Here is a 13421-nt window from a genome sequence, read left to right as displayed (position 1 = left end):
AGGTTAATTTAATAAGAAACACAATAAGCAGTATTTTTTATTTAATTTCACCATCTTACTGACAAGAAACCACACAACCATGAGACCTAAATCACACTTCTCATCTGCAATATCGTTTGTAATTATTCTTTTACTTGTTTTTTACGCATTCTATTCTCAAACACCATCTAGTGAGGTTAAAGAAAACGTTCCAGCCACTGAGTGGTCAACAGCAAGAGCACTTGAACACATACAAGCACTTTCAGTCGAGCCGCATTATCTAGGAAGCAAGGCACACGATAAGGCAAGGGATTACATCATTAAACAACTAAAATCTTATGGGCTTAATGTTACAACGCAATCTGCTTATGATATTAGCTGGAATGGAAATATGTCTAAACCTGAGAATATTCTAGCACGTATTAAAGGTCGCACCGACTCAAAAAATGCCCTATTATTACTTTCTCATTACGACAGTGATCCACACAGTAGTAAAGGAGCAAGTGATGCTGCAAGCGGTGTAGCCACTATACTAGAAGCAACAAGAGCTTTTCTTGCCAAAAATGAGCAACCTGAAAACGATATTATCATTTGCATTACTGATGGTGAAGAGCTAGGCTTAAATGGCGCAAGCACTTTTGTCAATAAACATGAGTGGGCACAAGATGTAGCATTTGTTTTAAACTTTGAAGCGCGCGGTAGTGGCGGCCCTAGCTATATGCTAGTTGAAACAAACGGTGGTAATAGAAAAATCATCGAGGCATTTAGCAAGTCAGGAGTTGAATATCCTGTAGCTAATTCACTAGCCTATAGTATTTATAAAATGATACCTAATGATACCGACCTTACCATTTTTAGAGAAGACGGTGATATTAATGGATTAAACTTTGCTTTTATAGGTGATCATTTTGACTATCATACTGAACTAGATTCATATGAACGCCTAGATCGCAACACACTTGCTCATCAAGGCAGCTATCTCATGCCGCAGTTAGATTATTTTTCTAGCATTGATTTGACTGATAGACTTAAAACTGAAAAAGATGATGATGTAGTTTACGTACCCTTACCATTGATAAAAATGGTGCAATTCCCATTTAGTTGGTTAAGTGGTTTAATAATAGTAGCATTTGTGTTAATGATAACACTCATTGTTTACGGAATAAAACGCAGGCGTATTCAACTTACTTATTTATTGGGTGGTTTTGTACCGTTTCTAGGAGCACTTATTATAAGTTACTTAATTACTAACTACACGTGGATAGGGATTAAAGAATCTGAGTTTTACATACATCAATTACATGGATTCCCGTATAACGGATACTGGTTGATTGCGGCAGCTGCGTTTATTGCTCTTACCATTAGCTTTTTCTTATATCACAAGTATTACCACCGTGATCGCATACCTAGTTTAAGCGTTGCTCCCATTTTTATTTTATGGCTTATCTGTTTACTAGTAGCGTTTCCTGTAGGCGATGGCGGTATTCTAGGTTCGATCTTTTTACCAGGCGCAGGATTTTTAATCATTCCTGTTTTTTGTAGTTTAATAATGCTATACATCAACATACAGCAAAAAAGACCTAGCTACATCCTTCTAGTCCTATTATCTGTTCCCTCAATTTTTATTCTTTCACCATTTATTAAAGCTTTTCCAGTAGCATTAGGAATGAGTATTTTATTTGTAGCATCTGTTCTTACTACGTTACTGTTTGGTTTGTTAGTTCCTATCACAGGACATTATAGAAAGAAAGGATTACTAGCATTTATGTCCTTGATTATAACTATTGGTTGTGGTGTTTACGCTTTCGCGAAAGCAGAATTCTCACCATCCCAACCCCAATCCACCAGCCTAGTTTACATTCATAATCAAGATGAAGACAAAGCTCAATGGGCGACCTATGACCCAACCTTAACCGATTGGGTTAAAGAAAAACTAGGTAACAATCCTCAAAACGCTAAAGAACTTAATAAAAACAGTATTGACTCAAAGTATGGAACTGGTTTTAGTTATGTAGCACCAGCCGAATACAAGAAACTAGCTTCACTTGATATAGAGATTTTAAGCGATACACTTGTAGGAGAAGACCGTAAGGTCAAATTGAAAGTAAGCAGCACAGAAACCCTGCATCGTATAGAGGCATTTACCACAGACGAGGTTCTATTTAAAAAAGCAGTGGTAAACGGCTTGCAAGTTCCTAAAACAGGTAAGAGCGAGACACCCTTTGGCTATAGATGGGGAAATCGTCTATTAAGTTATTATATAAAAGATAATGAGCCTTTGGTTATGGAATTAACCTTTTCGGCCCAGGATAATCCAGAGCTTATTTTTTATGGAGCGAGTTTTGATTTAATGCAACGGTCCGAATTTGAAATAACTGCAAGACCTATCGAGCAAATGTCTATGCCGTTTGTTCTTAACGATGCTGTTCTTAAAAAGCGAAGTATTAAACTAGTAAACCGGCAAACAATAGTTGAAGAACAAACTGCTGATGAAAAATAAAAAGAAAACAATCGGTATCTTAGGTGCAGGATGGCTAGGAAAAGAGCTAGCATTCCAGTTAAAAGCTTTAGATTTTACATGTAGAGCTACTGTGAGACAACCTGATGATGTCGCAATTTTAGAACAGTCTGGGATAAAAAGCTATATAATCGACATTAAGGAAGATAAAATTTTTGGCGATTTAAAAACTTTTTTAGAAGGCCTAAATACTTTAGTAGTTGCTATTCCACCAGGATTGCGCAAAAATCCAGATAGTGATTTTGCCTATAAAGTAAGGATGATTGCTAAGTTTGCTTTGGTGTATAAAATACCAGATTTTATTTTTGTTTCTAGCACGTCAGTATTTCAAGACACTTTTCCTATTACCACCTATTCGGAAAACAACATACCAAACTCACAATCCAATACAGGCAAAAAGATTATTGCTGCCGAGGAAGAATTAAGAAACTGGTATCCCAATGCAACAATACTAAGGCCATGTGGTCTAATTGGTGACGACAGGCATCCTATTAATCATTTAAAAGGTAAAACAGATTTAAAAAATCCCGACATGCCAGTTAACTTGGTTAATCGCAACCACGTTATAAACTTAATCATTGGTTTAATCAATCAAACTATTAAAACAAAAGTATTACACGCAGTAAGTGAACCGCACACTAGTAGGAAAGAATATTATCAAGACGCTGCTCGACAACGCGATCTAGCACCACCAGAATTCCTTGATTCTTCAAAACAAGAGGGAAAAATAATCACTTCTATTTATTCTTAGTTGCAAGTAATATGAGCTATCTGTAGAGGCGAAAAATGAAGAATAAACTAGGGCATTTATTACTTAAACATAAATGGAAAATAATGTTTTTCCTCGTGCTAAGTATATGGTACTATTTCTGTCTACCGCAAAGACTTTTTAACGTCCCTTATTCCACAGTCATTGAAAGTAAAGAAGGTATTTTACTAGATGCACATATTGCTAAAGATGAACAGTGGCGTTTTCCTCGAGTAGATAGCGTTCCTTATAAGTACAAACAGAGTGTACTTTTCTACGAGGACGAGCACTTTTATTCCCATCCTGGATTTAACCCTATCTCGATTTTAAACGCCATGCGACAAAATTTTGAGGCTGGTAAGGTTGTACGTGGAGGAAGCACTATTACTCAACAAGTCATTAGATTAGCTCGTAAAAAAGAACGCTCCTACTATGAAAAGTTAGTTGAATTAATATGGGCAACTAGATTAGAATTAAAACTTTCTAAAGATGAAATTCTAGAACTCTATGCCTCACACGCACCCTATGGCGGTAATGTAATCGGACTAGAAATGGCATCATACCGTTATTTTGGAAGAAGTCCGCATGAATTGAGTTGGGCAGAAAGTGCAACACTAGCTGTATTGCCCAATGCACCTGGTCTTATTTATCCAGGTAAGCGACAAAATCAATTAAAACAAAAACGCGATCAGCTATTGTTTAAATTAAAGGAGAAAGGAATAATAGATCAAACAGATTACGAATTATCAATTGCTGAAAGAGTTCCTGATAAGAATTTTAATATTCCTAGAAGTGCACCTCATTTACTCAATAGAATTAACAAGGAATATGGTACAGCTAGAGTAACCACTACTATTGAGCATGATATGCAGCAAACGGTAAATCGTATCGTAAATAATCATTACCAAAAACTAAAGCTTAATGGAGTACACAATCTCTCAATGCTTGTACTGGATATTGACAATATGGAAGTGGTAGCCTATGTAGGTAATTCACCTACCACCATTGAGCATGGTAAGGATGTAGACATTATTACAGCACCGCGCAGTACAGGAAGCGTATTAAAACCTTTCTTATATGCCAGCATGATGGATCAAGGTGAATTGCTGCCCAAAACTCTTGTTCCAGATGTCCCTACCCTAATCGACGGCTTTAGAACTGAAAATTTTAATCGTTCTTATACAGGAATGATTCCTGCTGATAAAGCACTGGCGCGATCACTTAACATCCCTGCTGTACGGTTATTGCAACAACATACTGTTCCTAGGTTTTATAACAAGTTACAACAACTACAATTAACTGATGTAAATAGAGGAGCAAACACGTATGGGCTGAGCCTAGTAATCGGCGGTGCAGAAAGTAGTTTATGGGATATGTGTAAAGCCTATGCCGTTCTTGCAAAACAGCTTAAGGATTACGAAGCTCACAACAGTGAGTATCATTATGGGTTATTTGAGCAACTTACTTACATCAAAAAAGCTGATGGCGATTCCGCTTTCGCGAAAGCAGAATTAACAAAAAACTCACAAGAAACCAACTGGTATCTAGAACCAGAGATATACGGAGCTGGCAGTATTTACCAAACCTTTGAAGCAATGAAAACGGTAAATCGACCTGAAGGTGAAGAAATCTGGCATTTTTTCAATCCAGATAAAGAAATCGCCTGGAAAACAGGAACAAGTTACGGTAACCGAGATGCGTGGGCTATAGGAATAACACCAAAGTATGTTATTGGTGTATGGACAGGAAACGCCGATGGTGAAGGTCGGGCAGCAATGACAGGAATAGACAGTGCGGCGCCCGTACTTTTTGATTTATTTAATCGTTTACCGCAAGAGCCTTGGTTCAAGCCTCCGTACGACGATCTAGCGCACATAAACACATGCTCAGTTACCGGTTACTTGCCTAACCCTGATTGCCCACAAACTTTATCTTATATTCCCAGCAATGGTACCCGTTTTGCTGCTTGCCCTTTTCATAAAAAAATTAATATCGATAAACGTTCAGGAAAAAGAGCTACTACCGATTGTAGAGAAGTTAATGATCTGGAGCAAAAAACTTACCTAATTCTACCACCCATAGAATCTTATTTCTACCAAAAGTCCACTCCTGCTTTTACCGCTGTACCTGATTACTTAGAAAATTGTTCTTTAAAATTGGAACCTATAATGAGTATAATGACTCCGCAACATAATAGCATCATAACTAATACCATCAATGTAAATGGAGAACTAAATCCGGTAATATTTCAACTGGCTCACAAACGTAACAACAACACAGTGCACTGGTATAAGAATAATGATTACCTAGGTGTTACTCAAGGAATCCATGAAATGCCAATCACTGCACAAAAAGGAAAGCATTTAATTACCGCAGTTGATGAAAGTGGCTATCAAATTAAAATCCAACTCACGTTTAAGTAATTACCTAAGCCTACCACCTTTTTCGGTCCACCAACCGGTGATCTTTACTTTTAAGGCACCACTTTTTACAAGAGGATCCTGATTGGCAAGACTGTCTGCCATTTTTAAACTGGGTGTGTTATAAACAACAATTCCTCTCCATTCCTTACCGTTATTCATGGGTCCTATTAAAGAAGCATGACCTAGGTCATACATTTTGGAAAGGTAGGCCAAATGATCTTGTTGTAATTGAGACAATACTTCCTTAGGAATACTATCATTATCACCAGATAGCAATTGAACCATAAAATACTCTTGCATTAAATAATGTTTGTTTGCTTCTTTATAAGTAAACACATTATACCCGAGTTTTTTCAAGGAATCAGATTTTTGAATCAATTGAATTGAATCCGTAATTACTTCATCTGGAAGATTGTCTTTTATTTTTGAAGTTTTGTTTGAACTATTACAGCTTAAAATTGTAGTAATTAAAACAAAGCTAATCCAATATTTTACCATGTTGAAAAGGGATTTTTACTAATGTATGAATTATAGTATTTATTATTTCCTGTTACTTCTTCACCTAACCATTCAGGCGCATCAAATTCATCTAACTCTGAGTTCAGCTCAATTTCGGCTATGATTAAACCGGCGTTCTCTTTTTGAAATAGATCTACCTCAAAAAAATGGGTACCTATCGGTATCTTGTATCTAATTTTATGAATAGGCATTGGTAAGCACAGTTCCAATAAAGCTTCTGCTTCACTTATACTAATTTCCTTTTCCCATTCCAGGCGCTTAAGACCGTCATCAGTACTAGGTCCTTTAATCGTTAAATAACCACCATTTTCTTGTATTCTTACACGTACAGTGCGACAAGGATCGGTAGTTAAATAACCTTGAATCAATTGCACACCTTGATATTCTTTTAAAAATTCTGTGTTGGATACTAAAAATTTACGCTCTATTTCCTCATTAATCATGGCATAAATATCGTAAAAGCTAGGGTATATTTATATTTGCTCTATGCAAATTCCATCTGGAAAGAAAATATATTTTTCAAGCGACAACCATCTAGGCGCTCCTACTCAAGAGTTAAGCAAACCTCGAGAACAACATTTTTTGAATTGGTTAGACACCATTGAAAAGGATGCTGCAGCACTTTTCTTGTTAGGAGACTTGTTTGACTTTTGGTTTGAATACAAAAGAGTGGTTCCTAAAAATCATGTAAGAGTTTTAGGTAAACTCGCTACTATGGCAGATAATGGGTTGCCTATTTACTTTTTTGTAGGAAACCACGATTTATGGATGTTTGGTTATTTTGAGGAAGAATTAGGTATACCTGTATTTCACAAACCCAAATCTTTTGATTTTAACGGCAAAAAATTTTTAATAGGTCATGGTGATGGTTTAGGTCCTGGTGATAAAGGTTACAAACGCATGAAAAAGGTATTCACCAACAAGTTTTTTCAGTGGTGTTTTAAATGGATTCATCCCGATATTGGGGTAAAACTAGCGACCTATCTTTCCGTTAAAAACAAACTTATATCAGGCGACGAAGACGCTAAATTTTTAGGTGAAGAAAATGAGTGGCTTGCTCAATATGCTAAAAGAAAACTTACTAAAGAACATTATGATTTTTTCATATTTGGTCACAGGCATATGCCCATGACTATCAAAGTTGGTGAGAAAAGCACTTATTATAATTTAGGTGATTGGATTTCACATTACACCTACGGAGTTTTTGATGGTAATGATTTTCAACTAGAGCATTTCCCGTTTAATATTAGGGAATAATTTATCATTTCTAAGGATTAATAGATAGTTATTTAAGTGGTAACCGGTAGTAACTTTGTACCATTAAACTTTTATAACCACAATCATGAAATCATATTTACAATTTATAAGTATTATACTTTTGCTTTACAGTAGCTTATCCTACTCACAAGATTATAAAGACAGAGATAGTCTACCTGAAATTACAGTCACCGCAACATCTGACAAAACGTATAACTCTACCGTCTTTAAGAGAAGTACTTTACGTAAAAGCGCACGATTAAGTAAAGGAAATTTAGAACAATTCAAAAACACATTAAAAACCCAAGTTTCTAAGAAACTGGTTTTAACTGAAAAGGAATGGAATTTACTTTATAATCAAGCTCAAAAACTTACTTTGAACTATAAATTAGATGAATTACCATCTGTACTTTAATGCGGTTTAAGGTCCTTGATACGTAGCTGCAAACTCGTTACACCTTGCCAACTATTCTCCTCAAGGACATAAACCACATCAAATGGCTTGTTGTTCTGTATTATGGAAATACAATCTCCTAAATTAAAACCTATGGCAGGTATTTGGAGAGATGAGTTTACATGGGGTTTGATAGCAAGTTTTAAATGCTTTCCGTTTTCTCCTACACGCTTTGCATATCCAGAGTCATAGACCGCTCTGCTCAAAAATACCGGCCTCATATTTCTGGGACCAAAGGGCGCCATTTGTTTTAAAATTCGGTACAATTTACCTGTAATTCTTTCTAAAGGAAGTAATGCATCTATTTTTAATTCTTTAGTAAGTAATTTCTTATCTATAGTGGCACAAACCACCTCTTCAAATCTCTTTTTAAAATTTAAAAATTGTTCTGGTTGCATGGTAAGTCCAGCTGCATATTTATGTCCTCCAAATTGCTCTATGAACTCACTGCACTGTTCTAGAGCATTATAAACATCGTAACCTGAAACACTGCGAGCACTAGCTGCAAGCTTATCTCCATTTTTAGTAAAAACCAGTGTAGGCCGGTAATGCGTCTCAGTGAGTCGCGACGCCACTATGCCTATAACACCTTTGTGCCAGTCTTCCTTAAAAACAACACTAGTAAAAAGTTTTTCTTCCTTGTTGTCGTGAATTTGTTGCAAGGCTTCTTCAGTAATAAGTTGATCTAGCTCGCGACGATCTTGATTGTATCTATCAATTTCTTTTGCCTTTATTCGGGCTTGATCGAGATCCTGTTCCACTAAAAGATCAACAGCATACAAACCATGCTTCATTCTACCAGCTGCGTTTATACGTGGTGCTATAATAAATACAACATCGGTAATGTCTAAAGTATTTTTTTTAACCTGTTCAATAATGGATTTGAAACCAGCTCTAGGTGATGTGTTTATAACATTGAGACCATGGTAACACAAAATTCTATTTTCGCCAGTTATAGGAACAATATCTGCCGCTATAGCAGTTGCCACCAAATCTAGATAAGGTATAAGTATTTCAAATTCCCAATCGTTGTGTTGCACTAGCGCTTGACAAAGCTTGAACCCAACTCCACAACCGCACAGTTCATCATACGGGTAAGAACAATCATGCTGTTTAGGATCGAGTACAGCGACTGCATCAGGAACAAATTTACCTGGTCTATGATGGTCGCAGATTATAAAGTCTATTCCTTTTTCTTTGGCATATTTTACCTTGTCGATAGCTTTTATTCCACAATCCAAAGCTATGATTAATGAAATATCATTATCGTGGGCATAATCAATTCCCGCATAGCTTATCCCGTAACCTTCCTTATATCTATCTGGTATGTAGGTAGTAACCTTATCATAGAAACTACTTAAAAAGGAAGACATCAAAGCAACTGCCGTAGTCCCATCTACATCATAATCACCATAGACCATTATAGTTTCATTGTTCCCTACGGCTTTTTGAATACGATGAACAGCCTCATTCATTTCTTTCATTAAAAAAGGGTCATGTAACTCCTCTAGACTTGGTCTAAAAAAGGATTTCGCTTTCGCGAAAGCGTCAATACCACGTCCTACTAATAAACTAGCAAGAATAGGGTCTACATTAAGTTCTTTTGAAAGCTGCTCGACTAGAACAGCATCAGGTTGTGGTGATAAAGTCCAACGCATAACCTCAAATATAATCGCTACATTAAAAAATCATCATGCCTTACACATATAAATTCTCTATTTTTAAGGAAACAAAATTTTAATTCTATGCCATTAGTCACACCACTAGATGCTAATCACGATCCCGAAACCAAAGAACTCGCAACGTTTTTTAATGAGACACTAGGTTTTTGCCCAAATTCCGTTCTTACTATGCAACGTAGACCGGCAATTTCCAAAGCATTTATTCATCTAAATAAAGCCGTAATGGCAAATGAAGGACGAGTGACTAGTGCATTAAAAAGAATGATTGCCTGGGTAAGTAGTAATGCAACTGGTTGCCGCTACTGTCAAGCGCATGCAATACGCGCCGCAGAACGCTACGGTGCCGAACAAGAAAAGCTGAACAATATTTGGGAATATCGTACACATCCCGCATTTAATGAAGCCGAGCGCGCAGCACTGGATTTTAGTCTAGCCGCCAGTCAGGTTCCTAATGCAGTCGATGAAACTATAAAAAAGCGCCTGCACGAGCATTGGAATGATGGTGAGATAGTAGAAATGTTAGGAGTGATTTCTCTCTTTGGTTATTTGAACAGGTGGAATGATTCTATGGGAACTACCCTGGAACAAGATGCTATCGACTCTGGCAATCAGTATTTAGGTAAACATGGTTTTGAGGTAGGTAAGCATGTCTAACTATCTGACCTGAATGTGTATATGATCATCGTGTCTTACTGCATGACAACCGTGATATCTGATTTTACTATTTTTTAAATCTAATCTTTTAACAAGGTGCGGTTCTATAAAAATCTTTGTAACCTGGGCATTTTTTGTCAATGAATTAATTAGATCTCTTGTAGCAGTTTCATGCAGTTGTAAGCCATTATTAACCGTTCCAAAAGTTAAGAATCTAGCATAATCGTATTGAAAATACCCTTGTTCCTTACAAGCCATAGGTTGGTCATACTCATGTGATTTAGGTTTTACAAAAAAACCATAACCTGATAAGGTAGGAACCTTATTGACTATACGGTTATCCTTTGAATAAATAAAAGATAAATCTAATTTTTTACCATCGTTATGGCTTAAGTGAGGAAAAAGAGGAAACCCATCCCAAATAGGAAAATTAGCATCAAGTAGATTAATTTTAATTCTTGGATATTTTTTTGCTAGTTCTTCTGAGCTTTCTAGAACAATTTGACTTAATTGTGGCGTAACGTAGTTACGGTTACATAATATATAAAACCAAGAAACATTTTTTACGTGATCAGACTCTAAGACTCTTTCTCTACCAAATTGTGGAGCAAGGAAAGGTATTATCAAAAACGTACTAAAAACGTAAAGCGATAAAAACAAAACAGTTGTTTTTATCGCTTTATAAGATTTTGTGTTTCTAAAAAGGACTCTAGAAATAAGATAAAGCAATCCACCTATTTGGGTAATCAGTGTAAGGATTACGATTAAAAATAAATCTCCTAGATATTTAAAAACCTTCAAAATACTTCTAAAACATAGTCATTTAAAAGGTTAAACCAATTTAGGTTCTAAAACCCATTTAAATTTTGTTATGTCTTGTGAAATTTTCATTCGTTGCCCTATGCGTTCCATACGAGCTGGTAGCTTCATTAAATAATCACGAGCTTTTTCTGCTTCTTCATTTAAACCTTCGATATTAGGAATGTCCCATTTATCGATAAGCTTTCTCATAATATCAACATAGTCTTGTGCAGTATAAACACCTATACGTTGAGCACTCATAGAAAAATCCTCAAATGCTTGTCCGATTCCTTGACCAGATTCTCTCAAAAAGTGAGCTGGCATGACGATCTTATTTACCATCATATCCTTAAAAGCAATCATCATGTTTGATGGATCTACTTTAAAGATCTCATCTACAAACGTACAATAGGCTTGATGGTGTCTCATCTCATCTCCAGAAATCACACGACACATCTTTGATAGGGCCTTATTTCCATATTCCCTAGCAAGCTTTGCCACTCGGTTATGCGAGATGTAAGTAGCAAGTTCTTGAAAACTTGTGTAAATAAAGTTTTTATAAGGATCTCTATCAGTTCCTATATCAAATCCATCATTAATCAAATGGTGTGTGGTAATTTCTACCTCACGCATATTTACACGTCCTGATAGGTATAAGTATTTATTAAGCACATCACCATGACGATTTTCCTCGCCAGTCCATTGACGCACCCATTTTGACCAAATATTTCCCTTACCTTCTACTTGATTTACGCCTTCTACATCCATCAACCAAGATTCGTAAGTTGGCAAGGCTTCTTCTGTAATAGTATCACCTACTAAACATACCCAGAAATCGTAAGGCAATTCTTTAGCTAGCTCACGCAGTTCTTTTACATCTTCCTGCCAATTATCTTTAGTAAGATCAGGAAGAAAATCTGTAGGTTGCCAGATTTTTTCTACCGGGATTAAAAATTGATCCATGAATGATTCTACCTTACTCTCTAAGGACTGCATCACTTCAATTCTGATATTTTTTAGATTTTTCATATTTCTTTTTTGTTGGGGAAATTATTGCTATTACGCTTTCGCGAAAGCGCTATAAAAATAGCTCATATCTATTTAAACAGCTGTACTTGATATATTATTGTGAACAATTTGCTGTGCTTGTAGTATAACTTGCTCGTGATCCTGACCTTTTATAGGTATGGGTTGATGTGTGGTAAAATAAATGTGATTACCTATACCATAAGGAAATTTACCATATCGATCAATTTTCCAACTGTTGTTCACGCTTACTGGCACTACAACAGCATCGGGCATATATTTAAACAAAGTGAGTAATCCATTTTTTTGAAATGGTTTAGGAACTCCTGTTCTTGAACGAGTTCCTTCAGCAAATATGACTACAGATCTTTTTTTCTCGTGAGCGTTTTTAGCAAATCTAGTAAGAGCAGTGATTGCCTGCCTGCGATCTTTGCGGTCAATGGCGCAATTTTCACCTATTCTCAGATTCAAGGATATGCTAGGAATCCCTTTAGCTAGCTCTATTTTTGCCACAAATTTTGGGAAATATTTTCTTAGGTAAAAAATAAGTGGTGGTATATCAAACATACTTTGATGATTACACACAAAAATATAACTGGGTCCTACGGGTAAATCGTGTTCAAATTTTGCACTAAAAGTATTAAATAATGGCAGTTGGGTCATCATCAAAAACCAATTGAGAGTAGCAACTGATTTTTGATGCAAATCATGTCCACCTATCCTGTGCGCTATTAGTTGAATAGGATGAAAAATAACTAATGACAGAAAGAACAACAAAAAGTGTACTACCGTCAAAGGATAAGAAATGATTTTTTGCATGTGCAAATATAAAATTCAATGCGTGCATACGATATGATTAAACCATCAATCGGTATGCACGCATAGTAAGTTGTATTAAATACTGATTAACAGTGCTCGTTGTAAGCTTCTTTTAGATTTTCGGCAATCATTTCTGCTGGTCTACCTTCTATATGATGACGTTCTAACATGTGCACCAATTCTCCATTCTTAAACAATGCCATAGATGGCGAACTAGGTGGAAAAGGAATCATTTGAGAACGTGCAGCGTCCACAGCTTCTCTATCAACACCTGCAAAAACTGTTACTAAATTGTCTGGCTTCTTATCGTTTTCTAACGAGTACTTTGCTCCTGGTCTAGCATTAGCTGCGGCACAACCACAAACAGAGTTTACAACAACTAATGTTGTACCTTCTTTTGCTAGCGCATCATTTACTTCTTGAGCTGTATATAAGTGTTCAAAACCTGCGTTACCTAAATCATCACGCATAGGTTGTACTAATTCTGCTGGATACATAATTTATTTTTTTACAAAGATAATAGGTTAATTAACTACCACAT

The 13421-nt window shown here is 36.2% G+C and carries 13 protein-coding genes; 6 read left to right on the top strand and 7 right to left on the bottom strand.

What is annotated here, in order from left to right; translation table 11 throughout:
* Positions 1-79 precede the first annotated feature (79 nt).
* From BST93_RS02800 to pbpC, 3 genes are read left to right on the top strand one after another with little or no spacing between them, the layout of a single operon-like run.
* On the top strand, positions 80-2479 hold the full coding sequence (locus BST93_RS02800) for a M28 family peptidase (protein ID WP_105017997.1): 2400 nt from the start codon (positions 80-82) through the stop codon (positions 2477-2479).
* The gene (locus BST93_RS02795) at positions 2469-3248 is read left to right on the top strand and encodes an NAD(P)H-binding protein (RefSeq protein ID WP_105017996.1); all 780 of its coding nucleotides are present in this window, start codon (positions 2469-2471) and stop codon (positions 3246-3248) included. Before BST93_RS02800 ends, BST93_RS02795 begins: the two co-directional genes overlap by 11 nt.
* 35 nt (positions 3249-3283) lie before the next feature.
* Positions 3284-5668, top strand: a complete 2385-nt coding sequence (gene pbpC, locus BST93_RS02790; protein ID WP_105017995.1) for a penicillin-binding protein 1C — start codon at positions 3284-3286, stop codon at positions 5666-5668.
* On the opposite strand, the gene BST93_RS02785 is transcribed toward pbpC, so the two are convergent.
* Both BST93_RS02785 and BST93_RS02780 read right to left on the bottom strand, forming a co-directional pair.
* Positions 5669-6166 carry a YciI family protein gene (locus tag BST93_RS02785; RefSeq protein ID WP_105017994.1) on the bottom strand — a complete coding sequence of 166 codons (498 nt, stop codon included), beginning with the start codon at positions 6164-6166 and terminating at the stop codon, positions 5669-5671.
* Positions 6160-6630, bottom strand: coding sequence for a CYTH domain-containing protein (locus BST93_RS02780; RefSeq protein WP_105017993.1), 471 nt, complete (start codon positions 6628-6630; stop codon positions 6160-6162). The genes BST93_RS02785 and BST93_RS02780 overlap by 7 nt, the downstream gene beginning before the upstream one ends.
* A 43-nt stretch (positions 6631-6673) precedes the next feature.
* On the opposite strand from BST93_RS02780, the gene BST93_RS02775 reads away from it, so the two are divergent.
* Both BST93_RS02775 and BST93_RS02770 read left to right on the top strand, forming a co-directional pair.
* Positions 6674-7444 carry a UDP-2,3-diacylglucosamine diphosphatase gene (locus tag BST93_RS02775; RefSeq protein WP_105017992.1) on the top strand — a complete coding sequence of 257 codons (771 nt, stop codon included), beginning with the start codon at positions 6674-6676 and terminating at the stop codon, positions 7442-7444.
* A gap of 85 nt (positions 7445-7529) precedes the next feature.
* Entirely contained in the window at positions 7530-7859 is a 330-nt protein-coding gene (locus BST93_RS02770) for a hypothetical protein (protein ID WP_105017991.1), read from the top strand.
* Here the strand turns inward: BST93_RS02770 and recJ are convergent.
* A complete protein-coding gene (gene recJ, locus BST93_RS02765) occupies positions 7856-9556 on the bottom strand; it encodes a single-stranded-DNA-specific exonuclease RecJ (protein WP_105017990.1) in 1701 nt (566 codons plus the stop codon). The two genes, BST93_RS02770 and recJ, sit on opposite strands and share 4 nt — an antisense overlap.
* Positions 9557-9643: 87 nt before the next feature.
* Between recJ and BST93_RS02760 the strand changes: the two genes are divergently transcribed.
* Complete coding sequence (locus BST93_RS02760; RefSeq protein WP_105017989.1) at positions 9644-10234, top strand: carboxymuconolactone decarboxylase family protein; 591 nt, start codon at positions 9644-9646, stop codon at positions 10232-10234.
* Here BST93_RS02760 and BST93_RS02755 read toward each other — a convergent pair whose 3' ends face one another.
* From BST93_RS02755 to BST93_RS02740, 4 genes are all read right to left on the bottom strand, one after another.
* Positions 10235-11035: a hypothetical protein gene (locus tag BST93_RS02755; protein ID WP_258150469.1), complete on the bottom strand. Its 801-nt coding sequence runs from the start codon at positions 11033-11035 to the stop codon at positions 10235-10237.
* Positions 11036-11065: 30 nt separating this feature from the next.
* The gene (locus tag BST93_RS02750; RefSeq protein WP_105017988.1) at positions 11066-12064 is read right to left on the bottom strand and encodes an acyl-ACP desaturase; all 999 of its coding nucleotides are present in this window, start codon (positions 12062-12064) and stop codon (positions 11066-11068) included.
* 72 nt (positions 12065-12136) lie between these two features.
* On the bottom strand, positions 12137-12880 hold the full coding sequence (locus tag BST93_RS02745; protein WP_060523637.1) for a lysophospholipid acyltransferase family protein: 744 nt from the start codon (positions 12878-12880) through the stop codon (positions 12137-12139).
* Between the two features lie 86 nt (positions 12881-12966).
* On the bottom strand, positions 12967-13377 hold the full coding sequence (locus BST93_RS02740; protein ID WP_042277158.1) for a BrxA/BrxB family bacilliredoxin: 411 nt from the start codon (positions 13375-13377) through the stop codon (positions 12967-12969).
* Positions 13378-13421 lie beyond the last annotated feature (44 nt).

The organism is Nonlabens tegetincola, assembly GCF_002954355.1.
GTDB lineage: Bacteria > Bacteroidota > Bacteroidia > Flavobacteriales > Flavobacteriaceae > Nonlabens > Nonlabens tegetincola.
This window is presented reverse-complemented; position numbering and strand designations above follow the sequence as displayed.